This is a genomic window from Kribbella sp. NPDC031520, from assembly GCF_055580825.1.
On the sequence record NZ_JBVIKS010000003.1, the window covers coordinates 820,850 to 846,387 of the forward strand.

Below are 25,538 nucleotides of genomic sequence, written 5' to 3' on the forward strand. Positions count from 1 at the left end.
CCACGATATCGCCTCAAGAATGGTCGGTGGCTTCTCAAAGTCGGCAAGCGACCGCGGGGACGAGAGGTGGGGTGGGGTGGGGTGGGGCGGGGCGGGTTAGTAGACGAGGGCTGTGGCGATGGCGGCGATGCCTTCGGCGCGGCCGGGGAAGCCCAGGCCGTCGGTGGTTGCGGCGCTGACCGATACCTCGGCGTCGCAGGCGGCGGAGAGGACCTTCTCGGCCTCCTCGCGGCGGGTGCCGATGCGCGGACGGTTGGCGACGATCTGCACCGTGACGTTGCCGATCTCGAACCCGGCGGCGCGCACCCGGCGGGCCGCTTCCGCCACCAGCGCGATTCCGGCCGCACCGGCCCACTCCGGCTCGGCGGTTCCGAAGTTCGACCCCAGGTCACCCAGCTTGGCCGCGGTGAGCAGCGCCGTACAGATCGCGTGCGCCGCCGCGTCACCGTCCGAATGCCCCGACAAGCCGGCAGGCTCGTCCGGCCAGAGCAGCCCGGCGAGCCACATGGGGCGGCCGGGCTCCAGCGGGTGTACGTCGATGCCGTTGCCGACGCGTGGGAGTTTCACGACGTCCGCCTCTCCGCGAGCAGCGCCTCGGCCAGCAGGAGATCCTGTGGGCGGGTGACCTTGAAGGCGTCCGGTGAGCCCTCGACGGTGTGCACCGTGACCCCCATCCGCTCGCACATCATCGCGTCGTCGGTCACCCCGGCGTCGGCACCCGCGGCGTGCGCGCGACGCAGTACCTCCGGGGCGAACCCCTGCGGCGTCTGTACGGCGACCAACGTCGACCGGTCGGGCGTGTCGACGACCTCGCCGCCGGGTCCGACCACCTTGATCGTGTCCGTCACCGGCACCACCGGTACGACAGCTTCCGCGCCGGCCCGTACCGCCGCGACCACGCGTTCGATCGCGTCGACCGGTACGAACGCCCGCGCGGCGTCGTGCACCAGGATGCAGTCGATCCCGTCCACGGGCAGCACGTCCAAGGCAGCCCGTACGGAGTCCGGCCGCTCGGCCCCGCCCGCGACCACGATCAGCCGGGCGGCACCGACGTACGGCTCGAGTTCCTTGCCGACGGCATCCTCGGCGCCAGGCGGTACGGCGACCACGAAGCAGACGAGGTCGGCGGCGGTCGCTGCCTTCAGGCCACGCACCGCGTGGACCAGCAGCGAATCGCCACCGACCTCTCGAAATGCCTTCGGTGTCTCACCACCAAGCCGCAGCCCCAGCCCGGCCGCGGGAATCACGACCGCGCTACTCATCGGACTGTGTTAGGAGGCGAGAACCTCGTCGAGGATGGCTTCCGCCTTGTCCTCGTTGGTGTGCTCGGCCAGCGCCAGCTCGGAGACGAGGATCTGGCGAGCCTTCGCCAGCATCCGCTTCTCACCGGCGGACAGACCGCGGTCACGTTCCCGGCGCCACAGGTCGCGGACGACCTCTGCCACCTTCAGCACGTCACCGGAGTGCAGCTTCTCCAGGTTCGCCTTGTAGCGTCGCGACCAGTTGGTCGGCTCCTCCGTGTGCGGCGCGCGCAGCACGTCGAAGACGCGCTCCAGGCCGGCCTGATCCACGACGTCACGCACGCCGACGAGATCGAGGTTGCACGCGGGGACCCGGACGACCAGGTCGTTCTGAGCGACGATCCTCAAGACCAGATAGGTCTTGTCCTCACCTTTGATCTGACGGGTCTCGATGTCCTCGATGACGGCCGCTCCGTGATTGGGGTAAACAACCGTCTCGCCGACTGTGAAAGTCATGTGTGAAGTGCCCCTTTCCAAGATCCATACTACCACGTGGCGCATGGTCCGGTTCGGGCGTTTGCGCTGGTCAGGGGCCATTTCCCGCCTTGACAAACGGTCTCCGCCGTGCCTTCGTGCGCGCGTGACCGTTGCCTCCAATAGTTGCACTGCACCACCTGACCGCTTCGTGAAGGGCATCCCGGCGTCGAGTGCCCGGCGACCGAGGGCTACGCTTTGGGGCGCCGGAGGCCGCTGCCTGACGGCGCCACACTTGCCGCAAACAGCTTGCACGAGAGGGATTCCAGTGCCGATCAGCTTGTCCTCGCGGATCGCCCGGCGCACCGCGCTGGCGGGTGCCGCCGCCACTCTCAGTATCGCGCTGGCGGCATGCAGCGCGAGCTTCTCCGCGCCGACCCTGCAGCCGTACCAGGCCGCCGAGGGCACGAACATGGAGAGCGGTCAGCTCAAGCTCCGCAACTTCGTGGTGCTCGCCGACGCGGAGGGCAAGGGCGAACTGCACGGAGTGATCGTCAACAACGGCGACGACGCGGACACCCTGGTCAAGATCGCCCAGGCCGACCCCAGCACCTCCGACGGCCAGGCCGGCAGCGACCAGCCGCAGCCGGGCCAGGTCCAGTTCACCGGCCTGACCGGTCCGGTGGACCTCGCCCCGCACACGGCCGTCCTGCTGCCCGGCGCCAACGCGACCGGCGCCGAGGCTTCGACCCCGACGGCGACCCCGTCCACCCCGTCCGCTGGTCCGACCGACACACCGTCGGCCCCGACGCCGGGCGCGGAGGACAGCGGCCCGGCGATCACCGTGACCGGCGCGAAGCCCGGCGAGATGGTCAACGTCACCGTCACCTTCGGCACCGCGGCCCCGGTCTCGGCGTACGTCCCGGTCCTCACCGACGACCACTACTCCCCGACCCCGGTCCCGGCAGCCCAGTAGTACTTCAGAACGGGCCGCTCCAGCGCGGAGCGGCCCGTTCCAGGTCTGTCAGTTCTTGCTCGCCGCCGCGGCCTTGGACAGGCCCGGGAGGACCTTGTCGAGCACCCACGGGACGCTCAGTACGCTGACCGCGCTCATCCCGGAGATGACCTGCTGGTCCTGCAGTGGGTATGCGCCGCCGCTCTTGACCGCCTTCAGCGACGAGTAGACCGGGTCGGCCAGGAACTTCTGCGTCCCGATCCCGTCGACGTACGCGATCAGCACGTCGGCGTCCACGTCGGCCACCTTCTCCTTGCTGATCGTCAGCGAGAACTCCTTCTTCGTGTTGGTCTTCTCCAGCGCCTCCACGCCTGGCGCGTTCTTGAAGCCCAGCTCGTTCAGGATCTGCACGCGCGGGTCGCCCGGCATGTAGACGTAGTTCTCGGCACCGAACGAGCCGACCGTGACGGTCTTGCCCTTGAACTCGGGATGCTCGGCCGCGACCTGCTTGAGCTTGTCCTGGATGCCGGCGATCAGCTTCTCCGCGTCGGCCTTCTTGCCGAGGGCCTCACCGACCAGCAGCGTCTGGTCCTGCCAGGTGGTCTGCCACGGGGCGCCCGGGTACGCGACGGTCGGCGCGATGTCGCTCAGCGTCTTGTACGTCGCCGCGTCGAACCCCTCGTACGGCGCCAGGATGACGTCCGGCTTCAGCGCCGCGATCTTCTCGAACGGGTACTTGTCGCCGGTGTCCAGCAGTGTCGTCTTCGACTTGTCGAACTTGTCCGCGTCCCACGCGGTGACGCCGTCGGCGGTCGGGCCGTACGTGACCTTCGGCATCCCGACCGGGGTCTCGCCGAGCGCGTAGACCACGTCCTGGGCGTTCCAGCCGAGCGTGACGATCCGCTCCGGCTGCTTGGTGATGGTCGTCTCGCCGAACGTGTTCTTCAGCGTGACCGGGAACCCGGACTGTGCCGCACCGGCGCTACCGGCCGAGGTGTCGGCGGCCTTGTCGTCGCCGCTGCCGCAGGCGGCCAGCGAGGTCGTGGCGAGCAATGCGGCACTGACCGCACTGACGACCTTGGTACGGGACCAGGACATGAGTGACTCTCCTTAGCTTGCCTCAACTAAGGAGAGCCTAAGCTAACCTCACAGGCCGTTGCGACCCGTAGGGATGTGACTCAGGACTCGAACTTGTACCCCAGGCCACGCACGGTGACCAGGTGCTGCGGGTTCGAGGGATCCTTCTCGAGCTTCGAACGCAGCCGCTTGACGTGTACGTCCAGCGTCTTGGTGTCGCCCACGTAGTCGGCGCCCCAGATCCGGTCGATCAGCTGACCGCGGGTGAGCACCCGCCCGGTGTTCCGGAGCAGCATCTCGAGCAGCTCGAACTCCTTCAGCGGCAGCCGGATCTCGGTACCGCCGACGGTCACCACGTGCCGCTCGACGTCCATCCGTACCGGCCCTGCCTCCAGGGTGTCCGGCAGCAGCTCGACGTCCTGACCACGCCGCAGCACGGCGCGCACGCGGGCCAGCAGCTCGCGCGGGCTGTACGGCTTGGTCACGTAGTCGTCCGCGCCCAGTTCCAGCCCGACGACCTTGTCGACCTCGGTGTCCTTGGCGCTGACGATGATCACCGGGACGTTGCCCCGGCTGCGGAGCGCCCGGCAGACCTCCGTGCCGGACAGACCCGGCAGCATCAGGTCGAGCAGGACGATGTCCGCACCGGCGCGGTCGTACTCGTCCAGCGCGTCCGGTCCGGTCTCCGCGACGGCGACCTCGAACCCTTCCTTGCGCAGCACGTACGACAGCGCGTCGCTGTAGCTCTCTTCGTCTTCGACGACCAGCACTCGGGTCACGAAGCTGTCTCCTTTGCGATCTGACCTGACGGGGTAGGCGTCAGGTTTACGGCCGCCTCCTCCTGGCTGAGGGAGTCGGTCTGGCCCGGCGCGGGTTCGAACCGCAGCGGGAGTCTCACGGTGAAGGTGGAGCCCTGGCCCTCGACACTCCAGACCCGTACGTCGCCGCCGTGGATGGAGGCGATGTGCTTGACGATCGAGAGGCCGAGACCGGTACCGCCGGTCTCCCGGCTGCGGGCCCGGTCGACCCGGTAGAAGCGTTCGAAGATCCGCTCCAGGTCGCTGCTCGGGATGCCCACGCCCTGGTCGGACACCGTCACCTCGACCAGGTCGCCGATCGGGTGCGCGGCGACCGCGACCCGGGTGCCGTCCGGGCTGTAGTTGATGGCGTTCTCGACCAGGTTGCCGATCGCCATCGCCAGCTGGTCCTCGCTGCCCAGCACCTCGAGCTCGGGCTCGGTCTTCACCACGAGCTTGATGTCGCGGTCCTCGGCGTCGATCCGGCAGCGGTCCACCGCGGTCTCGATGACCGAGTTGATGTCCACCGGGCCCGGGTTCTCCAGCGGGTCGTCTCCCTGCAGCCGGGACAGCTCGATGATCTCCTTGACCAGCCGGCTCAGCCGGGACGCCTCGATCCGCATCCGGTCCGAGAACCGCTGGACGGCCTCCGGGTCGTCGGAGGCCTCCGAGACCGCGTCGGCGAGCAGGATCAGCGCACCGACCGGGGTCTTCAGCTCGTGGCTGACGTTGACGGTGAAGTCCCGCCGGATCGCGTCCAGGCGGCGCTCCCGGGTCCGGTCCTCGACCAGGACCAGCACCAGCTGGCTGCCCAGCGGCGCGACGCGGGCGCTGACGTACTGCGTGGCGCCGAGCCGGCCGCGGACGATCTCCAGGTCCTGCTGGCGGATCTCCCCGTCCCGGCGGACCTGGCGGACCATCGTCAGGATGTCGTCGACGACCAGCCGCTCACCGCGGACGATGCCGAGCACGTGCGCCGGGGCGCTGGCCTGCAGGACCTGGTCCTCCGGGCCCATCACGACCGCCGAGGAGCGCAGTACGGACAGCACCGTGGCGACACCCACCGGTACGGCGGGCTCCGGGGACTCCGGGATCTTGCGCTGAGCCCGCTCCGACAGCATCATCGCACCGAGCGAAAGCAGGGCCAGGGCCGCGCCGATGACGCCGCCCAGCACCGCAGCCAGCGTGGGGTCCACGGCATCGATGCTACGCGGGCAACCAGCAGGGAAAGACCGAATGAGCACCGGATGACCGGGACACGACCTAACTGTTCATCGGTCGTTCACCACTCGTCGCCGTCCGGCAACCTCGACGGCATACGGTCACCGGTGGGCGGGTACCGTGCTGGTGCCCCGCCCCGGCACCGGACACCACAGATCGGATTCGAACACCATGCGTGACAGTTACCACGAGCAGCTCGACGACATCCTCGCCGAGCTGGAGCGGATGACGCGGACGGTGTCCACCGCCGTACGCCGGTCGACCGCGGCCCTGCTGGAGGCCGATATCCGTAAGGCCGAAGAGGTCATCGCGTCCGACATCCAGCTCGACGCTGCCGGTGAGGGCGTCGAGGAGAAGGTCTTCGAACTGATGGCCCGGCAGTCCCCGGTCGCCAACGAACTCCGGATGCTGGTCGCCGCGCTGCGGATGGTCGCCGACCTGGAGCGGATGGGCGACCTGGCCGCACACGTCTCGAAGATCGCCCGGATGCGCTACCCGGCACCCGCGATCCCGAACGAGCTGCACGACGTCATCGCCTCGATGGGCTCCGTGGCCGGCAAGATGGTCGACGCCGCCGGAGACGTGATCGCCAGCCGCGACGTCGAGGCCGCCGGCAAGCTCGAGGCCACCGACGACGAGATGGACAAGCTCCGCTCGAACCAGTTCCGCCTGATGATGGACGCCGACTGGCCGCACGGCGTAGAGGTGGCGGTCGACATGGCCCTCCTCAGTCGTTACTACGAACGAATCTCCGACCACTCGGTCGCCATGGCCCGGCGGGTCGTCTACCTCGTCACCGGCGAACTCCCCGTAGCCGTAGGCGGCACCGCCGCCGGCTCCGGCGCCGGCGCCTCGGCCCCGAACCCGAACGGCAACTGACCTTTCCTACTCAGGCGCCCCCGGCAAACAGTTGCCGGGGGCGCCTTTGTTGTCGCCGCGCTGTTCCGCCCTGCAAGATTGTGATGGCCTGGGGGTCCGCCACCTCGACGTGCTGGGTGGCGCAGGTATCTTCACCGGTATGAACGACGAGTCCGAGACCGACCGCCTGGTCAACACCGACGTGTCGGGCCTGACGGGTCCCGAGTTGCTGGCTCACCTCGACGCGGTCGAAGACCGGATGAAGCAGCTTCTGCGAACCCAGCGCGACCTACTGGAGGCCAGCGCCGAAGCTCTCGGCGACCAGCCCGAACTACAGGCCAGACTCGCCTACCTCCGCACCGTGAACCTGGACGAACCCACGGCATCCGGTTCCTGAGGCTTCCGAGCGGCTGCCCAACGCCCTGGCAACCGGTTGCACCCGACGCGCCCCGGCGGAGCCGGGGGCAGGCGGCTGCGCCGGAGGCGGGTGCTTCGGGGTGGTGGAGGGTCAGCGGCCCTGGTTCTTGACGGCTTCGATGGCTTCCTTGGCGGCGGTGGGGTCGAGGTATTCGCCGCCGGGGGTTACCGGCTTGAAGTTGTCGTCGAGTTCGTAGTACAGGGGGATGCCGGTCGGGATATTGAGGCCGACGACGGTCTTCTCGTCGAGGTTGTCGAGGTGCTTCACCAGGGCGCGGAGGCTGTTGCCGTGGGCGGTGACGAGGACGGTCTTGCCGGAGCGGAGGTCGGGGACGATGGCGTCGTACCAGTACGGGAGCATCCGCTCGACGACGTCCTTGAGGCATTCGGTCGCGGGCAGGAGCTCCGGCGGCAGGCCGGCGTAGCGCGGGTCGCCGGCCTGGTCGTACTCGGAGCCGCGTTCGATGGCCGGCGGCGGGGTGTCGTACGAGCGGCGGAACAGCATGAACTGCTCCTCGCCGAGCTCCTCCAGGGTCTGCTTCTTGTCCTTGCCCTGCAGGCCGCCGTAGTGCCGCTCGTTCAGGCGCCAGGAGCGGCGTACGTCGATCCACTGGCGGTCGGCGACCTCGAGAGCGATGTTCGCGGTCCGGATCGCGCGCCGCAGCACCGAGGTGTGCAGTACGTCGGGCAGCAGGTCACGGTCGCGGAGCAGCTCGCCACCGCGCTGCGCCTCCTCGACGCCCTGGGCGTTCAGGTCGACGTCGACCCAGCCGGTGAAGAGGTTCTTGGCGTTCCAGTCGCTGTGGCCGTGGCGGAGCAGGATCAGGCGATAGGTCATACCCGAAGACTACCGAGGCTCGAGCCAGCCCTTGAACGCGTCCAGGTTTCGAGTCGACTCGCCGCGCGACACCCGCCATTCGTACTCGCGCCGGATCGAGGTGGCGAACCCGAGTTCGAGGATGGTGTTGAACGACGAGTCGGCGTACTCCAGCACCGCCCCGAGCAGCCGGTCCACCTCACCGGGGGTGATCGCGTGCAGCGGCACCCGCCCGTCCAGGTGGATGTCGCCGAGGTGGTCGACGGCGAAGGCCACGCCGTACATCTTCAGGTTCCGCTCCAGCAACCACCGGTAGACGGCCGCGTGGTTCTCGTCCGGCTGCCGGGCCACGAAGGCATGTACGTGGACCGCCTGCGGCCCGACCGACAGCATCACGGTCGTCTTGAGCTTCCGCTCCCCCGGCAGATCGGCCGCGAAAACACCTGGCTCGTCCTCGGTGAACGAGAGGTCGTTCTCGACCAGAACCTGGCGGATCACGTCCGCCGCCGCGACTCTCACCCAGCCACCTCCGCGGCGATCTCGGCCGCCATCGTCTGCGCGGCGGTCCGGTACGCCGCCAGCGTCCTGCGGGCGGTCAGTTCCCAGCCGAAGCCGTGGGCGTGCGCGACCGCCGCGTGGCTCATGGTCTCGCGGACGGCCGGATCCGTCGCGATCCGCGCCAGCGCGTCGGCGAAGTCGTCCACGCCGTGCCCGTGCACCAGGTACCCGGTCCGCCCGTCGACGACCGCCGTACTCAGGCCGCCGACCGCCGCCGCGACCACCGGCGTACCGCACGCCTGAGCCTCCAGCGCGACCAGCCCGAAGGACTCGGAGTACGACGGTACGCAGACGACCGACGCCGCCCGGTACCAAGAGGCCAACCGCGACCGCTCCATCGGCTTCACGAACTGAGTCACGTCGGAGATCCCCAGCGCCCGCGCGAGCTCCGCATGCGACTCCGGGTGCTCCATCCCGTTCCCGGACGGCCCGCCGATGATCGCGACCACCAGCCGCGACCGCAGCCCAGGGTCCCGCTCGAGCATCCGCGCCGCCGCCCGGATCAGCAGATCAGGCGCCTTCAACGGCTGCAGACGCCCGACGAACGCCAGTACGACGGCATCCTCCGGCAACCCGACTTCCTGCCGCGCGGCCGCCTGAGAACCCGGGCTGAACAGCTCCAGGTCCACGCCCGGGTTGACCACCCCGACCTTCGCGGGCTGCGCGCCGTACAGCTCGATCAGCTCGCGCGCCTCGTCGTCGGTGTTCGCGAGCAGCCGGTCGGCCGCCTCGACGACCTGTTCCTCTCCGAGCAGCCGCGCGGGCGGTTCCGGTACGTCGTCCTCGGCCAGGCTGGCGTTCTTCACCTTGGCCATCGTGTGCATCGTGTGAACCAGTGGGACCGCCCAACGATCGCGGGCGAGCAGACCGACCTGGCCGGACAACCAGTAGTGCGAGTGGATCACGTCGTACCAGCCGGGCTCGTGGATCGCCTCGGCGCGCAGCACCGCACGCGCGAAGGTACACAGCTGGGCGGGCAGCTCGTTCTTCGTCAACCCCTCGTACGGGCCGGCGGCAACATTGCGGACCGTGACGCCCGGCAGCAGCTCCACCCGGGCGGGCATCGCCGACGCGGTCGCGCGGGTGAAGACGTCGACCTCGATCCCGAGCCCGGCCAGCTGTTTGGACAGCTCCACGACGTACACGTTCATGCCGCCGGCGTCCCCGGTGCCCGGCTGGTCGAGCGGCGACGTGTGCAGGCTGATCATCGCGACCCGCCGGATCTGGGAGAGCGGGATTTCGGTCACCTGGTCAGGGTATCTCCGGGGCCTCCGCCGGGAATCGGGAGTTCTCCCTAGCCGGTGCCTGCCAGCTGGCGAGCAGCCGCAGGTTCTGCTCCGAGGTCGAGCCGGGCTCGACGGTGTACGTCACCAGCAGCTGATCCGCGTCCCCAGGCAGCTGCAGCGTCTCGTAGTCCACCGCGATCTCCCCGACCACCGGGTGGTGCAACACCTTCGCGCCGAACGTCTTGTCCTTCACGTCGTGCCGCGCCCAGTACTCGCGGAACTCCGGGCTGTGGATCGACAACTCCCCCACCAGCTCGGCCAGCTCCCGGTCCTCCGGGTACCGGCCGGCGTACATCCGCAGGTAGTCGACACTCTCCGCGGCGACCGCCTCCCAGTCCGGGTAGTAGTCGTGCGACGCCGGATCGAGGAACACCATCCGCGGGACGTTCCGATGCTTCGGGTCATAACCGATCAGCGCGGCGGCCAGGTCGTTCCACGCCAGCACGTCCATCCGGTAACCGAGGACGAACGCCGGTACGTCGGTCATCGAGTCGAGCAGCCGCTGGACACCGGGGCGGACGCGTTGCGTCGTACGGCGTCTGACCTTGCGGCGGACCGGTTTCGCCAGTACGGCGAGGTGGCGCCGCTCGTCGCCGGTCAGCCTGAGTACGTCCGCGACGGCGTCGAGGATCTCCTCCGAGACGTTGTCGGTACGCCCCTGTTCGAGCCGTACGTAGTAGTCGGCGCTGACGCCCGCCGCCTGGGCGAGCTCCTCGCGGCGCAGGCCGGGGACGCGGCGGCGCCCGCCGTACACCTTGATGCCGAGCTCCTCCGGTTGCACGCGCGCCCGGCGCGACTTGAGGAACTCGCTCAGCTCCGCACGACGATCCATGCCTCCAGTATCCAGGCCTGCCGGGCCCCGCAACCTGGTCCTGCCAGAACCAGGCTCAGCAGACACCTGGGTAAGCCGTCGCGACCGCTCCAGGATCGGTGCCATGACCAACTTGAGCATTCGCAACGCAGTAGTCACCGGCGCCGCCAGCGGGATCGGCGCCGCGATCGCGACCCAGCTGGCCGAGGCCGGCGCCTCGGTCGCGCTGGTCGCCCGGCGGCAGGACCGGCTCGACGACCTGGCCGGCAAGCTCGGCGACCGTACGTTCGGGGTCGGGATCGACGTCACCCAGCAGGAGTCCGTGGACTCCGGAGCTCAAAGGATCCACGAGCGGCTCGAGACCGTCGACCTGGTGGTGAACGCGGCCGGCGTGATGCTGGCGGCGCCGATCGCCGACGGCCGGCTGGACGACTGGACCCGGATGATCGACACCAACGTCACCGGCGTCCTGCGGCTGATCCACGCCTTCACGCCCGACCTGATCAAGGCGGCCGGCGAGGGCCGGACGGCCGACCTGGTGAACATCTCCTCGATCGGCGCGCACGCGATCTTCCCCGGGTACGCCGTGTACGGCGCGACGAAGGCGGCCCTGACCCAGTTGTCGGCGGCGCTCCGCGCGGACCTTTCGCCGTACGACGTCCGCGTCACGAACGTCGAGCCTGGGCTGACGGACACCGAACTGGCCGGCCACCTGGACGTCGATGGGCAGCAGTTGATCGCCTCGATGAACGAGCAGATCGGCCCACTGCACGCCGACGACATCGCCGACGTGGTGACGTTCGCGGTCAGCCGCCGGCGCGAGCTGAACCTGCGTCAGATCATCGCCCTGCCGACCCGCCAAGCCTGACCCCGGCTAGATAGATGTTTGTTGGTTCGGCCAACACTGTGATGTCCACGGTCGGATCCCCCGGTACGACGAGCAGGTCCGCGTCCACACCGGGACGGATCCGGCCCTTCGGCACCCGGAGCGCGTCCGCGGCCGCCGACGTACCCGCGATCAGCGCGGCGGTGGCGGGGATCCCGGCCTCGACGTACTCGGCGAGCGTCGCGGGCAGCAGGCCGTGCGGCTTCGCGGGTCCGATCCCGCCGTCCGAGCCGGCGACGATGCGGACGCCTCCGTCGTACAGGCGGCGTACTGCCTGTTGGAGCGCGGCCTCACTGAGACCGGCCTTCGCGACCATTTCCAGGATCTCGGGCGGTACGACGATCGACCGGTCCGAACCGAGCGTCCCGCAGACGGCGATACCCGCGAGGCGCCCGACCAAGTCGTCGTCGATGAGCACGCCCTCCGGCGTGAGGCAGGTGCAGTGCTCGATGCCGTCGACACCGGCGTCGATGGCCTGCCGTACGGCGGACAGCGCGTGGGCGTGAGCGGTGATCGGCAGGCCGTGCACATGGGCCTCGTCGACCGCGGCCGTCAGTTCGTCGAGGGTGAACTGCGGGCTCAGGGTGTCCGTACCAGGCGTCAGGACGCCGCCGCTGGCCATCACCTTGATGACGTCGGCTCCGTTCGCCGCCCGCTCCCGGACAGCGGCCCGCATCGCCTCGACACCGGCGACCTCCCCGCCGAGGCCCGCGCAGTGACCGCCTTTGCTGGTGATCGGAGTACCGGATGCGACGACCGTCGGCAACCCGTCCGGTGCTGCCGCACGCCACTTGAGGACGGCGTCGTACGGATCACCGAGATCGCGCACGGTGGTGACACCAGCGGCAAGCTGCAGCCCCAACGAGCGCTCGATCGTCGCAGCCAGCGCCCGCCTGGTCGCGGCGAGCCCGGCCGTCTGCGCGGCGATCCGCAGGTTCGCGAGCCGATCCAGCGCTCCCGGTCCGGCATCGGCGGTCAGGTGGACGTGAGCGTCGACCAACCCGGGAAGAATCGTGCAGCCCGGCAACTCACGTACCTCAACGCCCGCCGGAACCTCCCGGGCCAGAGCGACAACCTTGCCGTTCTGCACCAGTAACAGGTTCTCGTCGACGATCCGTTCACCGTCGAAGATTCGGTCGGCCCGCAACGCGATCATGTCCCGCAGTGTCTCTCAGGGTAGGTCTACCTCCACCCCGGATGGCGGATTCGCACCACTGCTTTACCAGCCGTTCGCCGAAAGCATTGAGGCATGCGTACAGCCCTCCAAGAAGCCAAGTCCTGGCATCGCCCGTTGATGCTGATGGTGCTCGTCATGGCCGGTCTGGTCCTGACCTCCGGCGTCGGTCTCGCGGTCGACCATCGGGAGATCCTCAACGAGTCCGTGTGGCTCAAGCCGTTCAAGTTCGGCATCTCGTTCGTCCTGTACGGCGGGACGCTCGCGTGGCTGCTTTCCAAGCTGCGCAAGGCGAAACGCTTCGGCTGGTGGACCGGGACCGTGTTCGCGATCACCGGGATCGTCGACGTCGGGTTCATCGCCGTACAGGCCGCGCGGGGTACGTTCAGCCACTTCAACGCGAACCCCGACACGTTCAACCAGGTCGGGCAGCAGGTGTTCATGTCCGGCGTACTCGGCCTGTTCGGCGCAAGCCTGGTGATCGCGATCATGCTGCAGTTCCAGCGGGTCGGCGACGCGCCGCTGAACCGGGCGATCCGGATCGGCCTCGGGCTCGCCGTCGCCGGGATGGCGATCGCGTTCTACCTGGTCGGCGCGAACGGTCAGCGTACGGAGACGACCGACGCGTACGGCCATCCCGTGACGCTCGCCGGCAGCCACGGGATCGGCGTCGAGGCCGGTGGGCCGGGAATGCCGCTGACGCACTGGAGCACGGTCGGCGGCGACCTGCGGATCCCGCACTTCGTCGGTCTGCACGCGATCCACTTCCTGCTGCTCGTCCTGCTCGCGCTGCACTTCCTCGGCCGCCGGATGACCTGGCTGCAGCCGGAGCGGGTCCGGGCGCGGCTCGTCGGCGTGGCTGCGTTCGGGTACGCCGGTGTGATGGCGACCGTTGCAGTACAGGCGTTCCGCGGACAGTCGCTGATCCACCCCGACGGACAAACCCTGGGAATGTTCGGCGGGTTCATGGCGGTCAGCCTGGTCGCGCTCGCCGGAGTGGTCGCGGCCGCCCGGCGGCCGGTGAGACAGCCCGTCGAGCCGGCGAAGGCGTTTGAGAAGCTTGGGGTATGACTCGTCCTCTTGCGGTGGTGACCGGTGCTAGCAGTGGGATCGGGGCCGCGTCGGCGCGGTACCTCGCCCGGGAGGGTTTCGAGGTGATCTGCGCCGCGCGGCGGCTGGACCGGATCGAGGCACTGGCCAAGGAGATCGACGGCCGTGCGGTGCAGTGCGACGTCACGTCGGCGGCCGACGTCGCGACGCTGACCGCGGCGGTGGGTCCCGAGTTGCAGGTACTGGTGAACAACGCCGGCGGCGCGTTCGGCTTCGAGCCGGTCGCCGAGGCGGACCTGGACGCGTGGCGGCGGATGTTCGAGGTGAACGTGATCGCGGTCGCGGCGGTCACCAAGTCGTTGCTCCCGGCCCTCATCGCCGGGCGCGGCACGATCATCGTGATGGGCTCGACCGCCGGCCAGGTCGCGTACGAGGGCGGTGGTGGGTACGTCGCCGCGAAGCACGGCGCGAAGGCCGTCGTCGACACGCTCCGCCTTGAGTTGTACGACCAGCCGGTCCGGGTCACCGAGATCGCCCCCGGCATGGTCCGGAGCGAGGGCTTCGCGCTGACCCGCTTCGGCGGCGACCAGTCCAAGGCCGACGCCGTGTACGCCGGCGTCCGCGAACCGCTCACCGCGGACGACATCGCCGACATCGTCGCCTACGTCGCCACCCGCCCGTCCCACGTCAACCTGGACCGCATCACCGTCCGCCCCCGCGCCCAGGCGGCCCAGCACAAGGTCCACCGGGAGCGGTAACCCCACCGGCTCCGACCCCGCCCGCCTGCCTGGCCAACTTTGGGAAGCCACCAACCATTTCCGGGTCGCGAAAATGGTTGGTGGCTTCTCAAAGTGGTGGGTGAGCGGGGTCACGGGGTGGGTGCTTGCAATTGCAAGCACGTTGCTAGCACACTGGGTCCATGGCCAAGTTGAGTGATCGGGCAGCTGGGGCGGTGGGCTCCCTCGGGGAGTACCTCGCCGAGCAGCGGCGGCACGCGCAGCTGTCGCTGCGGCAGTTGTCCGATCTGGCCGGAGTGTCGAACCCGTACCTCAGCCAGATCGAGCGCGGCCTGCGGAAACCGTCGGCCGATGTGCTGCAGCAGCTCGCGAAGGCGTTGCGGATCTCCGCGGAGACCCTGTACGTACGGGCCGGCATTCTCGATCCGGACGAGAACCAGGAGGGCAAGCAGCCCTCCGGTGTGGTCGACGCCGTCCTGCTCGACCCGGCGTTGAACGAACGGCAGAAGCGTGTGCTGCTGGACGTGTACGCGTCGTTCGTCCGCGAGAACACCCCACCTGCTGACGACTGAAGACACCCCGGAGGAGCAGCCTGATGGCTACCCGTACCCCCGTTACCCCGTTCTACGCGATCGCCGGCGCCGGCGACCTCGCGGTCGAGAAGGTCCGCGCCGTCGGCGTCGACGTGACCGCCCGGTTCGCGAAGCTCGACCAGAAGGCCCTGCAGACCGAGTTCACCAAGGCGCAGGCCGAGCTGACCAAGCGCTTCGAGGCGATCGTCGCCGACGCCCGGACCGCCCCGGCGAAGCTCCGCGAGCTGCCGAAGACCGCGCAGGCCGGTCTGACCGTCGTCCTCGGCCAGGCCGAGGAGACCTACGAGGACCTGGCCGGCCGCGGCAAGGACCTGGTCGAGCGGATCCGCCACCAGCAGGCCACCGAGGACCTGGAGGCCGCCGCCAAGACCACGGTGAGCAAGGCCAAGGCCACCCGCACCACCGTCAAGAAGACCGCGCAGACCGCGTCCCGGAACGTGAAGGCGACCGCGACCAGCGCCCGGAAGACCGCGAAGGCCGCCACCAAGGCCGCCGAGTCCGCCGCCGACAAGGTCGGCGACTGAGGGTGACGATTCACCCACTTCGCGGTGAATCCTGAGGCCGGGCGGTCCACAGCTGCTGCTGAGCAGAGGTGGGCCGCCCGGCTGTCGGTTAGGCTCGTAGCATGAGCATCTGGCAAAGCCTGATCCCCGGATTCGCAGATCCGCTGTCGGTGATCTGGTGGGTCCTGATGGCCATCAAGCTGGTCGCCCTCGCCGACGCGCTGGTCCGGCCACGGGCCGTGTTCATCGCCGCCGACAAGCTGACCAAGCCCGGCTGGGTGCTGGTCCTGGCCGTGTTCGCCCTCAGCCAGGTGTTCCAGGGCTGGCTGAGCTTCTTCGGCCTGATCGGTATCGTCGCGTCGGCCGTCTACCTGGTCGACGCCCGTCCGGCCCTGCGCGCCGCCACCGGCCGTGGCCGCGGCGGCTGGGGTGCCTTGCGCCGCCGCCGGGGTCCGCGTCCCCTCTAGGACCGGTACACGATCACCTTGTCGCCGACGTGGACCTCGTCGAAGAGGATCTTGATCTTGGCCAGGTCACGGACGTTCACGCAGCCGTGGGACGCACCGTTGTAACCACGGGCCGCGAAGTCCGACGAGTAGTGCACCGCCTGGCCGCCGCTGAAGAACATCGCGTACGGCATCTTCGAGTCGTACAGCTTCGAGACGTGGTTGCGGCTCTTCCAGCCGACCGTGAAGCTGCCCTCCCGGGTCGCCGTCTTCACCGCTCCGAAGCGGACGTCCATCTGCATCTTCACGACGCCGTCGACGACGTACCGCAGCTTGCGGGTGGTCTTGTCGATGCACAGCGCCACACCGGTCGCGCAGCGCGGGTCGAGCTTCTTGCCGTCGACCACGGGCGCCGGCGGATACAGCTCGATCTGGGTCGGCTCGTGGGTCACCTTGGCCAGCTGGTTCAGCGTGTTCTGGTCGACGTACCCGAGCGGTGGAATGCCCTTCGACTTCTGGAACTTCTTCACCGCGGACCGGGTCATGGTCCCGAAGTCGTCGTCCTGGTAGCGCTTCTCGAGCAGCTTCAGCTGTACGAGCCGGGCCTCGACCTTGCGGACTCCGCCGCCGCTGGACCCGTTCTTGTACAGGGCCTTCGGGAAGATCGGCAGCTCACCGCTGATCTCGAACGGCGTCGCACGGACATCGTTCGTGGACGCGTTCGCGCTGGTTCCGGCACTCAGCAGTGCAGCAACCGCGCCACCCACGACGAGTGCCGACAACGTCTTTCGAATGATCAGCCCGCGCATCGAGACCCCCGTTCGGTTGGCCCAGGGTACCTGCAGGATGGTCCCATGGGCACAGGTCTGAAAGCCGCGAACCTCGCCTATCGCGAGGCCGGCGAGGGTCGACCGGTCGTTTTCCTGCACGGCAATCCGACGTCGTCGTACCTGTGGCGCAACCTCCTCGGGCCGGTGTCGTCGATTGCTCGCTGCATCGCTCCGGACCTGGTCGGGATGGGCGATTCCGGTCCGTCGGATGCGCCCGAGAGCACGCGCTACCGCTTCGTCGACCACCGGCGGTACGTCGACGCGTTCCTGGCGGAGCTCGGGCTCGACGACGACGTGATCCTGGTCGGACACGATTGGGGCGGCGTACTGGCCGTCGACTGGGCGCGACGGCACCCGGGCGCCGTCCGTGGGATCGCGTACCTCGAGACGCTCGTCGCGCCGGTCAGCTGGGACAGCCCGAACGCGCCCGCGCCGGACCTGTTCCGCCGGCTGCGCAGCGACGAGGGCGAGGACCTCGTCCTGACGGACAACGTTTTCGTCGAGGTGGTGCTGCCGAGCGGCACGATGCGGAAACTGACCGGCGACGAACTGGCGGCCTACCGGGCGCCGTACGTCGAACCCGGCGAAGGCCGCCGCCCGATGCTCACCTGGTCCCGCGAGATCCCGATCGACGGTACGCCACCCGACGTCCACGAGATCGTGGCCGCGAACGCCGCGTGGATGGCGACGACACGGGTACCGAAGCTGTTCGTCAACGGCGAGCCGGGCGCACTGCTGAACGGCCCGCTCCGCGAGCAATGCCGTCGTTGGCCGAACCAACAAGAGGTGACGGTCGCCGGACTGCACTTCCTCCCGGAGGACTCGGCACCGGAGATCGCCGCCGCCCTACGGGACTGGATCCCGACCTGCTGAAGGAGTTCGCCATCGACATCGTGCTGAGTACAGCGGACATCACCATCGTGCCCGCCGACGCGATCGTGAACGCGGCGCACCACGCGTTGCGCGGCGGCGGTGGCGTCGACGGGGCGATCCATCGCGCGGGTGGTCCCGAGATCCTCGCCGAGCTGATCGAGCGGTACCCGAACGGCACTCCGACCGGTACGGCGGTGTGGACCGGCGCAGGCGCACTACCCGCGTCGTACGTGATCCATGTCGTCGGGCCCAACTACATCGCGGGCCAGCGGGATCCGGCGCTGCTCGAGTCCTGTTACCGCAACGCGTTGCGGATCGCGGACGAGCTCGGCGTCGCGACGATGACGCTGCCGGCGGTGTCGGCCGGGATCTACGGCTGGCCGGCTCAGTCGGCTGCGGAGATCGCCGTACGGACGCTACTGGGGACGCCGACGAAGGTGTCCAAGGCAACGTTCTGTCTGGTGGAACCCCGGCTGCACAAGGCGTTCCGGAACGCGACAGCGGCCGGGGAGTAGCTCCCCGGCCGCTGTTGGCGTTGCGTCAGTTCACTTGTTGTAGACGACGACCTTGTCGCCGACGTGCACGCGGGCGAACATCCAGGCGATCTTCTTCTTGTCGCGGACGTTCACGCAGCCGTGCGACGCGCCGTTGTAGCCGCGGGCGCGGAAGTCGGACGAGTAGTGCACTGCCTGGCCGCCGCTGAAGAACATCGCGTACGGCATCTTCGAGTGGTACAGCGTCGACACGTGGTTCTTGTCCTTGCGGTAGACCTTGAAGACGCCGTTCCGCGTCGGGGTCTTCGGCGCGCCGAACCGCACGTCCACCACCTGGATCGGCTTGCCGTTCACCAGGTAGACCAGCTTCCGGGTGTGCTTGTTGATGCACAGCACCCGGCCCTTCGTCATACAACGGCTGTCCAGCCGGTACTTCGCCATCGTGGCCCGCATCGACGGAGTCGTGGTGGCCGCCTTGGTCGCGGCAGTGGCCGTGACCGACTTCTGCGCCGACCCCGCAACCTGGGGCGCGGCCTCGGCCGAAGTGGTCGCCGACAAAGCCGCGACGCCCACGAACGCGGCGGCCGTCAGAGTCGCGCCGACCTTACGCAGAATGCTCATGATTCCCTTGTCCTTCCCCCAAAAAGTGCTTCCACTAGACAGACGTCGCTGCCTCACGTCTGGTTGGTAACGAATCAAAACTTTCTTTCCCCCGCGACCGGCTCCACCATCGGCCGAGGAATGGTGTATCACACCGCGAGCCCCCGGCACCGCTTCCGGTGACCGACCGTTTCCGGTTCGTGTCCTGGGCGTCTCAGCTCTTGGATTTACGGCCCAGCTTGGCGCGCTCGATCTGGGTCAGCGCGACCTTCCGCATCCGGATCGCGTCCGGCGTGACCTCGACGCACTCGTCCTCGCGGCAGAACTCCAGCGACTGCTCGAGCGACAGTTTCCGGGCCGGCACCAGCTTCTCGAACTCGTCCGCCGTCGACGACCGGACGTTGGTCATCTTCTTTTCCTTGGTGATGTTGACGTCCATGTCGTCGGAGCGCGAGTTCTCGCCGACGATCATGCCCTCGTACACCTCGGTGGTCGGCTCGACGAACATCGTGCCGCGCTCCTGCAGGTTGATCATCGCGTACGACGTGGCGGCGCCGGCCCGGTCCGCGACCAGCGAACCACTCGGCCGGGTACGCAGCTCGCCGAACCACGGCTCGTACCCCTCGAACACGTGGTGCGCGATACCGGTACCGCGGGTGTCGGTGAGGAACTCGGTCCGGAAGCCGATCAGGCCACGGGCCGGGACCAGGAACTCCATCCGCACCCAGCCGGTGCCGTGGTTGGTCATCTGCTCCATCCGGCCCTTGCGGACCGCGAGCAGCTGGGTGACCGTACCGAGGTACTCCTCCGGGCAGTCGATCGTCAGCCGCTCGACCGGCTCGTGCCGCTTGCCGTCGATCTCCCGGGTGACCACCTGCGGCTTGCCGACGGTCAGCTCGTAGCCCTCACGGCGCATCTGCTCGACCAGGATCGCCAGCGCCAGCTCACCACGGCCCTGCACCTCCCACGCGTCCGGACGCTCGGTCGGCAGGACCTTGATCGACACGTTGCCGACCAGTTCCTTGTCGAGCCGGTCCTTGACCAGCCGGGCGGTCACCTTGGTGCCCTTCTGGCGACCGGCCAGCGGGGATGTGTTGGTGCCGATCGTCATCGAGATGGCCGGCTCGTCCACGGTGATCAGCGGCAGCGGCTTCGGGTTCTCCGGGTCGGCGAGGGTGTCGCCGATCATGATCTCCGGGATACCCGCGATCGCGACGATGTCGCCGGGGCCGGCCGAGTCGCCCGGGACCCGCTCGAGGGCCTCGGTGACCAGGAGTTCGGTGATCTTGACGCGCTCGATCGACCCGTCGTGCTTGCACCAGGCGACCTGCGCGCCCTTCTTCAGCGTGCCTTCGTGCACCCGGACGAGCGCGAGCCGGCCGAGGAACGGCGAGGCGTCGAGGTTGGTGACATGGGCCTGCAGCGGCGCGTCCTCGGTGTACTCCGGGGCGGGCACGTTGTTCAGGATCGTCTCGAACAGCGGCTCGAGGTCCTCGGAGTCCGGCATCCCGCCGTCGGCCGGCTGGGTCAGCGACGCACGGCCGGCGCGGGCCGATGCGTACACCACCGGGAAGTCCAGCGCGCTCTGGTCGGCGTCGTGGTCCAGCAGGTCGAGGAACAGCTCGTACGTCTCGTCGACGACCTCGGCGATCCGGGCGTCGGGACGGTCGACCTTGTTCACCACCAGGATCACCGGCATCTTCCGCGCCAGCGCCTTGCGCAGTACGAACCGGGTCTGCGGCAGCGGGCCCTCGGAGGCGTCCACGAGCAGCACGATCGCGTCCACCATCGACAGTCCGCGCTCGACCTCGCCACCGAAGTCGGCGTGGCCGGGGGTGTCGATGATGTTGATCGTCATCTGCTCGCCGTTGGCCATCTTGTGCCGGACGGCGGTGTTCTTGGCGAGGATCGTGATGCCCTTCTCACGTTCCAGGTCGCCGGAGTCCATCGCCCGCTCGTCCACGTGCTGGTGCGCACCGAAGGCGCCGGACTGCCACAGCATCGCGTCCACGAGGGTGGTCTTCCCGTGGTCGACGTGGGCCACGATCGCGACGTTGCGCAGGTCGTTACGGACAGGCATGAAGGAGCGCTCCAAAGTCATCGGAAGTGTTCAGGCGGTGGCTACGGCTGGTTTCACGTGCCACTCGACACAGGGCGCAGCACCTCTATCCTACCGGTTCAGCACGCGTGTCCGGAAAACGGGAGCGGGCTTCGGGGGCCTATGCGCCAAATGAATCCGGCCGCGCGAAGGCCGGGGCGTGGGGTTGGACCGCGCCGACGACCTTGTCTCCGCCGGTCAGGTCGAAGTGCAGGTGCTGCTCGATGGTCGGGTTGGTGATGCCGAGACGCTGCAGGGTCGCCGCCATCACGACCTTCCGCGCCCGCGGCGTACCGTCCTCGAGCTTCAGCGCGATCCCGGTACCGTCCGCGAGACCGACGGCGTACACACCCTCGGCGCCGGCCTTGCAGAACAGGCCGTTGACCGCCTTCATCAACTCGGCCTCGTCCCGCGTACTCCCGCTGGCGTACTCCGGGTACGCGCGGAACGCGTCGGCGATCCGGCCCTCGTCGGAGCCGGATGACGCGGCCGCGAACAGCCCGAAGGACCGCGCCAGCCCGGCCAGGCTGATCGCGAAGATCGGTGCGCCGCAGCCGTCGATGGCGACGTACGAGACCTTCTCGCCGGCGGCGTCCTCGATCGCGGTGCGGATCTGCCGCTGCAGCGGGTGTTCCGGCGACCGGTAGTCGTCGAGCGACCAGCCGTTCAGCTTGCTGGTCAGCAGCATCGCGGCGTGCTTGCCGGAGCAGTTCATCGCGATCCGCTCCTTGCCGTGACCGGCCCGGACCCAGTCGTCCCGCGCGCTGTCCTCGAGGGGATACGCCTCCGGGGTCTGCAGCGCGGTCTCGTCCAGCTCGGCGACGGCGAGGATCTTCCGTACGCCGTCCAGGTGGAACTGTTCGCCCGAGTGCGAGGCACCGGACAGCGCGAGCAGCTCGTCGGTCAGCGGGAGACCGTTGCGGAGCATGCCCAGGGACTGCATGGGCTTGTTGGACGAGCGGGGGAACATCGGCTCGGAGGTGACGCCGACGGACCAGGCGACGGTGCCGTCGGGGTTCGTCACCACGACGGAGCCGCGGTGGTGGCCTTCGACGAAGCCGCTGCGGACGACGTCGGCCAGGATCACAGGTTCGGTCACGGCTGAACAGTACAGGTGCAAAACGCCCAGTTGCCAATGATCCAGAGCACATCTGCCCCGGGGCAGCCGGGGTTACAGCCAGGGTTACAGCCGGGTACGGACGTGCAGCCCGGCCTCGGGGTCGACCAGGACTTCCTGCGTTGCCGTCACGGTCGGCTGGTCCTCGGCCACGATCTCCAGCGCGGCCTCCGGGTCCACGTTGCGCTTCACCAGTGCGAGGGCGATCGGGCCGAGTTCGTGGTGGCGGGCGGCGGAGCCGATGAAACCGACCTGCTTGTCCCCTGCCCGGACGGCGTAGCCGTGCGCCGGCAGGTGGTCGACGGAGCCGTCGAGATGCAGGAGCACCAGCCGCCGCGGCGGCCGACCGAGGTTGTGCACCCGCGCGACCGTCTCCTGACCGCGGTAGCAGCCCTTGTTCAGGTGTACGCCGACGCCGAGCCAACCGAGCTCGTTCGGGATCGCCCGCTCGTCGGTGTCCAGCCCGAACCGCGGGTGCCCCGCCTCGATCCGGAGCGCCTCGTACGCCCACACGCCGGCCGCCGGGCCCTCCAAGTCGGCCAATGAGCCGCGCGGCAGGAACACCTCATGCCCACCCAGCGAATCCTCACCACTCCGGGTCAGGTGCTCACCAGCAGCAGCGCCCGGGCGCCAGATGATCGCGTAGTCGTCGGTGACGTCCGCGATCTCCACGCGGGACATGAACACCATCTTCTGCAGCCACTCCACCAAAGCCGCGGCGGCTCCCGGCTCGGTGTGCAGCCAGAACGTCCCGCCGTCGTCGACGCCGTACATCACGTGCTCGACATGACCCGTCGGCGACAGCAGCAGCGCGGTCGTCGACGTACCAGACTTGAGTCCCTCGAAGTACTGCGTGGTCAACGCGTGCAGCCAGGTCAGCCGGTCCGGACCCGTGATCGTGACGACGTCGCGGTGCGACAGGTCGACGAAGGCTTCGCCGGCGACGAGTGCGCGCTGTTCGCGCAGGTCCGAGCCGTAGTGCGCGGCGACACCGGCGTCGAGTCCGTCGGCCTCGACCGCGCCGGGCCGGTCCAGCAGGGGGCTGCGGTTGCGTGACATGTCACCAGAGTACGTCCTTCGGCGTACACCGAAGGACTCCCACCGTGGGATGTGGACAGACCCGCTCTACCACCAGTCTGGAGGGACAAACTTCGGAGGGAGCGGACGATGAGCGACAGAGCATTCCGGTTCGGTGTGGTCGGGAGCCCGACGACCGGCTCGGACTGGATCAAGACCGTACGACGGGCCGCGGACCTCGGGTACTCGACTGTACTGATGCCCGACGGACTGCAGCTGCCGTCGCCGTTCCCGTCGCTGGCGATGGCGGCCGCGGTCGCGGACATCCGGGTCGGCACGTTCGTCGCCGCGGCCCCGTTGCGTACGCCGCGGGCGGCCGCCTGGGAGGCACACACGCTGACCGTGCTGACCGACGGGCGGTTCGAGTTCGGGATCGGCACCGGGCGGCCGGTCGCGGAGCAGCAGACCGCGGAGCTGGGGCTGCCGTGGGGTTCGGCGAAGGAGCGTCGCGACCAGGTCCGGCAGACCCTGGACACGTTGCGGGAGCTCGACGGGGATCGCCGTACGCCGATCATGCTGGCTGCCGGTGGTCCGCGGGCGCTCGCGCTGGCGGCTGACCGTGCCGACATCGTCTCGCTGGCGAAGGACGCGATGACGCCGCGGGCCGAGATCGCTCAGCTGGTGGAGGACCTGCGCGAGCTGGCCGGATCGCGCGCGGACGACATCGAGCTGGCGATGAACCTGTTCGCGGCCGGTACGCGTGAGCTGCCGCCGTGGACGAAGCAGGCGGCCGGTGTCGATCCCGACGTACTCGAGGCAAGCGACTCGCTGATGCTGCTGCGCGGCACGCCGCAGGAGATGGCGGACGAGCTCCAGCGCCGCCGGGACGAGCTGGGTGCGTCGTACATCTCGGTCAACTCCATGTACCTGGAGGACCTGGCCCCGGTAGTCGAGCTGCTGAACGGGAAGTAGCCCTGCAGCTCGACAGGACGTATATGCCCACTGCTGGGCGGGGTCGGCGGGGCAGGGGCGCTGAGGTGCGTTAGTACACGTATACGTCCTGTCGAGGTGCCGACAGCGCAGCACTGCCCGCCGGGCTGTGGCTCCGGCGGGCAGCGCTTGAGGGGTGGGACAGATGGTCTATGCGTCGGCGGCGCGGGCCTCGACGGCGGGGGCGTGAACAGCGGCCGGGGCTTCGCCGCCGTGGGTGTCGCCGGCAGCGAACGCGACCTCGTCGAACGGGTCGTTGCCGGCGAAGACCTGCTTGGCCTGCTCCTTGTCGAACTCGCCGACCCAGTGGCCGACCAGTACGGTCGCGACCGCGTTACCGGCGAAGTTGGTCAGCGCGCGGGCCTCGGACATGAACCGGTCGATACCGACGATCAGGCCGACGCCGTCGACGAGCTCCGGCCGGTGCGACTGCAGACCGCCGGCCAGGGTGGCCAGGCCCGCACCGGTGACACCGGCGGCGCCCTTCGAGGCGACGATCATGAACAGCAGCAGCGAGACCTGCTGCCCGATCGAGAACGGCTGGTTCATCGCCTCCGCGATGTACAACGACGCCATCGTCAGGTAGATCGCCGTACCGTCGAGGTTGAACGAGTACCCCGTCGGGACGGTGATACCGACGACCGAGCGGTCGACGCCGAGGTGTTCCATCTTCCCGATCAGCCGCGGCAAGGCGGTCTCCGACGACGAGCTGGACACGATCAGCAGGAACTCACGGCCGAGGTACCGCAGCAGCTGGAAGATCGAGATCCCGGTGACCACCCGCAGAATGGTGCCCAGGACAACGATCACGAACAGCAGACAGGTGATGTAGAAGGCGATCATGATCTTGCCGAGGCTGATCAGCGCGCCCGTGCCGGTGGCGCCGACGACGGCCGCGATCGCGCCGAACGCGCCGATCGGTGCGGTCCACATGATCATCGACAGGACCTTGAAGACCAGCCGCTGGATGTGACCGATGCCGACCAGGATCGGCTGGCCCTTCGAGCCCATCGCCTGCAGCGCGAAGCCGACGAGCAGCGCGACCAGCACGGTCTGCAGTACCTGGCCCTCGGTCAGCGAGGACAGCAGCGACTTCGGGATGATGCCGAGGATGAAGTCCGTCGTCGTGGTGTGCGCGCCGGCGGCCTGCTTCTGGCCCGCCTCGCGCAGCTTGTCGGTCAGGTTCAGGCCGGAACCCGGCTGGACGATGTTGCCGACCACCAGGCCGATGGCGAGTGCGACCGTCGACATCACCAGGAAGTAGACGAGCGCGAGACCGCCGACCTTGCCGACGCTGGCGGCCTGCCGGACGGAGCCGATGCCGAGCACCAGTGTGCAGAAGATGATCGGGCTGATCAGCATCTTGATCAGGCTGACGAACCCGACGCCGAGCGGTTTCAGCTCGACCGCGAAGTCCGGGAACAGCAGACCGACACCGATGCCGAGCAGGACGGCGACGATGACGGCGATGTAGAGGAAGTGGGTCCGGTCGTTGCGGACCGGAGTCGGGCGGGGTTCGGTCGGGCTCGACATGGTGGGACTCCTGTATCGGCCTGGCGGAGGGGTTGGGAGTACTTGGTTGGTAACTGTGACGTGACGCACAGGAGAAGCGCGCATT

The 25,538-nt window shown here is 68.9% G+C and carries 29 protein-coding genes; 12 read left to right on the forward strand and 17 right to left on the reverse strand.

All coding sequences use genetic code 11. The features are described from left to right. Positions 1 to 96: 96 nt before the first annotated feature. From ispF to ACZ5BU_RS19330, 3 genes are read right to left on the reverse strand one after another with little or no spacing between them, the layout of a single operon-like run. Positions 97 to 567: a 2-C-methyl-D-erythritol 2,4-cyclodiphosphate synthase gene (gene ispF, locus ACZ5BU_RS19320; RefSeq protein WP_465700626.1), complete on the reverse strand. Its 471-nt coding sequence runs from the start codon at positions 565 to 567 to the stop codon at positions 97 to 99. Further along, the gene (gene ispD / locus ACZ5BU_RS19325) at positions 564 to 1,262 is read right to left on the reverse strand and encodes a 2-C-methyl-D-erythritol 4-phosphate cytidylyltransferase (RefSeq protein WP_465700627.1); all 699 of its coding nucleotides are present in this window, start codon (positions 1,260 to 1,262) and stop codon (positions 564 to 566) included. The genes ispF and ispD overlap by 4 nt, the downstream gene beginning before the upstream one ends. A 9-nt stretch (positions 1,263 to 1,271) precedes the next feature. After that, positions 1,272 to 1,757, reverse strand: coding sequence for a CarD family transcriptional regulator (locus tag ACZ5BU_RS19330; RefSeq protein ID WP_130446326.1), 486 nt, complete (start codon positions 1,755 to 1,757; stop codon positions 1,272 to 1,274). Positions 1,758 to 2,043: 286 nt separating this feature from the next. Here ACZ5BU_RS19330 and ACZ5BU_RS19335 point away from each other — a divergent pair, with 286 nt between their 5' ends. Beyond that, positions 2,044 to 2,691 (forward strand): hypothetical protein, encoded by a 648-nt coding sequence (locus tag ACZ5BU_RS19335; RefSeq protein ID WP_465700629.1) that lies wholly within the window; start codon positions 2,044 to 2,046, stop codon positions 2,689 to 2,691. A 48-nt stretch (positions 2,692 to 2,739) separates the two neighbouring features. Here ACZ5BU_RS19335 and ACZ5BU_RS19340 read toward each other — a convergent pair whose 3' ends face one another. The 3 genes from ACZ5BU_RS19340 to ACZ5BU_RS19350 all read right to left on the reverse strand — a co-directional run bounded on the left by ACZ5BU_RS19340 (position 2,740) and on the right by ACZ5BU_RS19350 (position 5,740). After that, on the reverse strand, positions 2,740 to 3,768 hold the full coding sequence (locus ACZ5BU_RS19340) for an iron-siderophore ABC transporter substrate-binding protein (RefSeq protein ID WP_465700630.1): 1,029 nt from the start codon (positions 3,766 to 3,768) through the stop codon (positions 2,740 to 2,742). A gap of 80 nt (positions 3,769 to 3,848) precedes the next feature. Then, positions 3,849 to 4,526 carry a response regulator transcription factor gene (locus tag ACZ5BU_RS19345; protein WP_141858161.1) on the reverse strand — a complete coding sequence of 226 codons (678 nt, stop codon included), beginning with the start codon at positions 4,524 to 4,526 and terminating at the stop codon, positions 3,849 to 3,851. Next, a complete protein-coding gene (locus tag ACZ5BU_RS19350; RefSeq protein ID WP_465700632.1) occupies positions 4,523 to 5,740 on the reverse strand; it encodes a sensor histidine kinase in 1,218 nt (405 codons plus the stop codon). Before ACZ5BU_RS19350 ends, ACZ5BU_RS19345 begins: the two co-directional genes overlap by 4 nt. 196 nt (positions 5,741 to 5,936) lie before the next feature. On the opposite strand from ACZ5BU_RS19350, the gene phoU reads away from it, so the two are divergent. Next, the gene (phoU, locus tag ACZ5BU_RS19355) at positions 5,937 to 6,644 is read left to right on the forward strand and encodes a phosphate signaling complex protein PhoU (RefSeq protein ID WP_465700634.1); all 708 of its coding nucleotides are present in this window, start codon (positions 5,937 to 5,939) and stop codon (positions 6,642 to 6,644) included. A 139-nt stretch (positions 6,645 to 6,783) separates the two neighbouring features. Further along, positions 6,784 to 7,020, forward strand: coding sequence for a hypothetical protein (locus ACZ5BU_RS19360; protein ID WP_465700635.1), 237 nt, complete (start codon positions 6,784 to 6,786; stop codon positions 7,018 to 7,020). A gap of 111 nt (positions 7,021 to 7,131) precedes the next feature. Here ACZ5BU_RS19360 and ACZ5BU_RS19365 read toward each other — a convergent pair whose 3' ends face one another. The 4 genes from ACZ5BU_RS19365 to ACZ5BU_RS19380 are packed head-to-tail and all read right to left on the reverse strand — an operon-like array spanning position 7,132 to position 10,533. Beyond that, positions 7,132 to 7,878 carry a phosphoglyceromutase gene (locus tag ACZ5BU_RS19365; RefSeq protein WP_465700636.1) on the reverse strand — a complete coding sequence of 249 codons (747 nt, stop codon included), beginning with the start codon at positions 7,876 to 7,878 and terminating at the stop codon, positions 7,132 to 7,134. Positions 7,879 to 7,887: 9 nt separating this feature from the next. Beyond that, the gene (locus ACZ5BU_RS19370; RefSeq protein ID WP_465700637.1) at positions 7,888 to 8,376 is read right to left on the reverse strand and encodes a type III secretion system chaperone family protein; all 489 of its coding nucleotides are present in this window, start codon (positions 8,374 to 8,376) and stop codon (positions 7,888 to 7,890) included. Beyond that, positions 8,373 to 9,623 (reverse strand): D-inositol-3-phosphate glycosyltransferase, encoded by a 1,251-nt coding sequence (gene mshA, locus ACZ5BU_RS19375; RefSeq protein ID WP_465701071.1) that lies wholly within the window; start codon positions 9,621 to 9,623, stop codon positions 8,373 to 8,375. The genes ACZ5BU_RS19370 and mshA overlap by 4 nt, the downstream gene beginning before the upstream one ends. Before the next feature lie 43 nt (positions 9,624 to 9,666). Next, the gene (locus ACZ5BU_RS19380; RefSeq protein WP_465700639.1) at positions 9,667 to 10,533 is read right to left on the reverse strand and encodes a helix-turn-helix transcriptional regulator; all 867 of its coding nucleotides are present in this window, start codon (positions 10,531 to 10,533) and stop codon (positions 9,667 to 9,669) included. 103 nt (positions 10,534 to 10,636) lie between these two features. Here ACZ5BU_RS19380 and ACZ5BU_RS19385 point away from each other — a divergent pair, with 103 nt between their 5' ends. Then, on the forward strand, positions 10,637 to 11,380 hold the full coding sequence (locus tag ACZ5BU_RS19385) for an SDR family oxidoreductase (RefSeq protein WP_465700640.1): 744 nt from the start codon (positions 10,637 to 10,639) through the stop codon (positions 11,378 to 11,380). Here ACZ5BU_RS19385 and ACZ5BU_RS19390 read toward each other — a convergent pair. Then, complete coding sequence (locus ACZ5BU_RS19390) at positions 11,352 to 12,554, reverse strand: metal-dependent hydrolase family protein (RefSeq protein WP_465700641.1); 1,203 nt, start codon at positions 12,552 to 12,554, stop codon at positions 11,352 to 11,354. The two genes, ACZ5BU_RS19385 and ACZ5BU_RS19390, sit on opposite strands and share 29 nt — an antisense overlap. 93 nt (positions 12,555 to 12,647) lie before the next feature. Here ACZ5BU_RS19390 and ACZ5BU_RS19395 point away from each other — a divergent pair, with 93 nt between their 5' ends. From ACZ5BU_RS19395 to ACZ5BU_RS19415, 5 genes are all read left to right on the forward strand, one after another. Then, positions 12,648 to 13,643 carry a hypothetical protein gene (locus ACZ5BU_RS19395; RefSeq protein WP_465700643.1) on the forward strand — a complete coding sequence of 332 codons (996 nt, stop codon included), beginning with the start codon at positions 12,648 to 12,650 and terminating at the stop codon, positions 13,641 to 13,643. Next, positions 13,640 to 14,380: an SDR family NAD(P)-dependent oxidoreductase gene (locus tag ACZ5BU_RS19400; protein ID WP_465700644.1), complete on the forward strand. Its 741-nt coding sequence runs from the start codon at positions 13,640 to 13,642 to the stop codon at positions 14,378 to 14,380. The genes ACZ5BU_RS19395 and ACZ5BU_RS19400 overlap by 4 nt, the downstream gene beginning before the upstream one ends. Positions 14,381 to 14,541: 161 nt before the next feature. Next, entirely contained in the window at positions 14,542 to 14,931 is a 390-nt protein-coding gene (locus tag ACZ5BU_RS19405) for a helix-turn-helix domain-containing protein (protein WP_465700645.1), read from the forward strand. 23 nt (positions 14,932 to 14,954) lie between these two features. Continuing rightward, positions 14,955 to 15,476 (forward strand): hypothetical protein, encoded by a 522-nt coding sequence (locus tag ACZ5BU_RS19410; protein ID WP_465700647.1) that lies wholly within the window; start codon positions 14,955 to 14,957, stop codon positions 15,474 to 15,476. 101 nt (positions 15,477 to 15,577) lie between these two features. Continuing rightward, on the forward strand, positions 15,578 to 15,922 hold the full coding sequence (locus tag ACZ5BU_RS19415) for a DUF2516 family protein (RefSeq protein WP_465700648.1): 345 nt from the start codon (positions 15,578 to 15,580) through the stop codon (positions 15,920 to 15,922). On the opposite strand, the gene ACZ5BU_RS19420 is transcribed toward ACZ5BU_RS19415, so the two are convergent. Next, the gene (locus ACZ5BU_RS19420; RefSeq protein ID WP_465700649.1) at positions 15,919 to 16,710 is read right to left on the reverse strand and encodes a L,D-transpeptidase family protein; all 792 of its coding nucleotides are present in this window, start codon (positions 16,708 to 16,710) and stop codon (positions 15,919 to 15,921) included. The genes ACZ5BU_RS19415 and ACZ5BU_RS19420 overlap by 4 nt on opposite strands. 45 nt (positions 16,711 to 16,755) lie before the next feature. On the opposite strand from ACZ5BU_RS19420, the gene ACZ5BU_RS19425 reads away from it, so the two are divergent. Further along, positions 16,756 to 17,604 carry a haloalkane dehalogenase gene (locus ACZ5BU_RS19425; RefSeq protein ID WP_465700650.1) on the forward strand — a complete coding sequence of 283 codons (849 nt, stop codon included), beginning with the start codon at positions 16,756 to 16,758 and terminating at the stop codon, positions 17,602 to 17,604. Between the two features lie 20 nt (positions 17,605 to 17,624). Further along, complete coding sequence (locus tag ACZ5BU_RS19430) at positions 17,625 to 18,119, forward strand: macro domain-containing protein (protein ID WP_465700652.1); 495 nt, start codon at positions 17,625 to 17,627, stop codon at positions 18,117 to 18,119. A 30-nt stretch (positions 18,120 to 18,149) separates the two neighbouring features. Here ACZ5BU_RS19430 and ACZ5BU_RS19435 read toward each other — a convergent pair whose 3' ends face one another. The 4 genes from ACZ5BU_RS19435 to ygfZ form a co-directional block, all read right to left on the reverse strand. Further along, positions 18,150 to 18,719 carry a L,D-transpeptidase gene (locus ACZ5BU_RS19435; RefSeq protein WP_465700654.1) on the reverse strand — a complete coding sequence of 190 codons (570 nt, stop codon included), beginning with the start codon at positions 18,717 to 18,719 and terminating at the stop codon, positions 18,150 to 18,152. Positions 18,720 to 18,912: 193 nt separating this feature from the next. After that, a complete protein-coding gene (gene typA, locus ACZ5BU_RS19440; protein ID WP_465700656.1) occupies positions 18,913 to 20,778 on the reverse strand; it encodes a translational GTPase TypA in 1,866 nt (621 codons plus the stop codon). 139 nt (positions 20,779 to 20,917) lie between these two features. Then, the gene (locus tag ACZ5BU_RS19445; protein ID WP_465700657.1) at positions 20,918 to 21,895 is read right to left on the reverse strand and encodes an asparaginase; all 978 of its coding nucleotides are present in this window, start codon (positions 21,893 to 21,895) and stop codon (positions 20,918 to 20,920) included. Between the two features lie 84 nt (positions 21,896 to 21,979). After that, the gene (gene ygfZ, locus ACZ5BU_RS19450; protein WP_465700659.1) at positions 21,980 to 22,972 is read right to left on the reverse strand and encodes a CAF17-like 4Fe-4S cluster assembly/insertion protein YgfZ; all 993 of its coding nucleotides are present in this window, start codon (positions 22,970 to 22,972) and stop codon (positions 21,980 to 21,982) included. Positions 22,973 to 23,080: 108 nt separating this feature from the next. Here ygfZ and ACZ5BU_RS19455 point away from each other — a divergent pair, with 108 nt between their 5' ends. After that, on the forward strand, positions 23,081 to 23,902 hold the full coding sequence (locus tag ACZ5BU_RS19455) for an LLM class flavin-dependent oxidoreductase (RefSeq protein ID WP_465700661.1): 822 nt from the start codon (positions 23,081 to 23,083) through the stop codon (positions 23,900 to 23,902). 168 nt (positions 23,903 to 24,070) lie between these two features. Here ACZ5BU_RS19455 and ACZ5BU_RS19460 read toward each other — a convergent pair whose 3' ends face one another. After that, the gene (locus ACZ5BU_RS19460) at positions 24,071 to 25,453 is read right to left on the reverse strand and encodes a cation:dicarboxylate symporter family transporter (RefSeq protein WP_465700663.1); all 1,383 of its coding nucleotides are present in this window, start codon (positions 25,451 to 25,453) and stop codon (positions 24,071 to 24,073) included. Positions 25,454 to 25,538: the final 85 nt, after the last annotated feature.

Excerpts from the sequence above, each read along its gene's own strand:
- ispD (WP_465700627.1), bottom strand. The coding sequence starts at position 1,262 with ATGAGTAGCGCGGTCGTGATTCCCGCGGCCGGGCTGGGGCTGCGGCTT.
- ACZ5BU_RS19330 (WP_130446326.1), bottom strand. The coding sequence starts at position 1,757 with ATGACTTTCACAGTCGGCGAGACGGTTGTTTACCCCAATCACGGAGCG.
- ACZ5BU_RS19340 (WP_465700630.1), bottom strand. The coding sequence starts at position 3,768 with ATGTCCTGGTCCCGTACCAAGGTCGTCAGTGCGGTCAGTGCCGCATTG.
- phoU (WP_465700634.1), top strand. The coding sequence starts at position 5,937 with ATGCGTGACAGTTACCACGAGCAGCTCGACGACATCCTCGCCGAGCTG.
- ACZ5BU_RS19360 (WP_465700635.1), top strand. The coding sequence starts at position 6,784 with ATGAACGACGAGTCCGAGACCGACCGCCTGGTCAACACCGACGTGTCG.
- ACZ5BU_RS19365 (WP_465700636.1), bottom strand. The coding sequence starts at position 7,878 with ATGACCTATCGCCTGATCCTGCTCCGCCACGGCCACAGCGACTGGAAC.
- mshA (WP_465701071.1), bottom strand. The coding sequence starts at position 9,623 with ATGATCAGCCTGCACACGTCGCCGCTCGACCAGCCGGGCACCGGGGAC.
- ACZ5BU_RS19380 (WP_465700639.1), bottom strand. The coding sequence starts at position 10,533 with ATGGATCGTCGTGCGGAGCTGAGCGAGTTCCTCAAGTCGCGCCGGGCG.
- ACZ5BU_RS19385 (WP_465700640.1), top strand. The coding sequence starts at position 10,637 with ATGACCAACTTGAGCATTCGCAACGCAGTAGTCACCGGCGCCGCCAGC.
- ACZ5BU_RS19390 (WP_465700641.1), bottom strand. The coding sequence starts at position 12,554 with ATGATCGCGTTGCGGGCCGACCGAATCTTCGACGGTGAACGGATCGTC.
- ACZ5BU_RS19395 (WP_465700643.1), top strand. The coding sequence starts at position 12,648 with ATGCGTACAGCCCTCCAAGAAGCCAAGTCCTGGCATCGCCCGTTGATG.
- ACZ5BU_RS19400 (WP_465700644.1), top strand. The coding sequence starts at position 13,640 with ATGACTCGTCCTCTTGCGGTGGTGACCGGTGCTAGCAGTGGGATCGGG.
- ACZ5BU_RS19405 (WP_465700645.1), top strand. The coding sequence starts at position 14,542 with ATGGCCAAGTTGAGTGATCGGGCAGCTGGGGCGGTGGGCTCCCTCGGG.
- ACZ5BU_RS19410 (WP_465700647.1), top strand. The coding sequence starts at position 14,955 with ATGGCTACCCGTACCCCCGTTACCCCGTTCTACGCGATCGCCGGCGCC.
- ACZ5BU_RS19415 (WP_465700648.1), top strand. The coding sequence starts at position 15,578 with ATGAGCATCTGGCAAAGCCTGATCCCCGGATTCGCAGATCCGCTGTCG.
- ACZ5BU_RS19420 (WP_465700649.1), bottom strand. The coding sequence starts at position 16,710 with ATGCGCGGGCTGATCATTCGAAAGACGTTGTCGGCACTCGTCGTGGGT.
- ACZ5BU_RS19425 (WP_465700650.1), top strand. The coding sequence starts at position 16,756 with ATGGGCACAGGTCTGAAAGCCGCGAACCTCGCCTATCGCGAGGCCGGC.
- ACZ5BU_RS19435 (WP_465700654.1), bottom strand. The coding sequence starts at position 18,719 with ATGAGCATTCTGCGTAAGGTCGGCGCGACTCTGACGGCCGCCGCGTTC.
- typA (WP_465700656.1), bottom strand. The coding sequence starts at position 20,778 with ATGCCTGTCCGTAACGACCTGCGCAACGTCGCGATCGTGGCCCACGTC.
- ygfZ (WP_465700659.1), bottom strand. The coding sequence starts at position 22,972 with ATGTCACGCAACCGCAGCCCCCTGCTGGACCGGCCCGGCGCGGTCGAG.
- ACZ5BU_RS19455 (WP_465700661.1), top strand. The coding sequence starts at position 23,081 with ATGAGCGACAGAGCATTCCGGTTCGGTGTGGTCGGGAGCCCGACGACC.
- ACZ5BU_RS19460 (WP_465700663.1), bottom strand. The coding sequence starts at position 25,453 with ATGTCGAGCCCGACCGAACCCCGCCCGACTCCGGTCCGCAACGACCGG.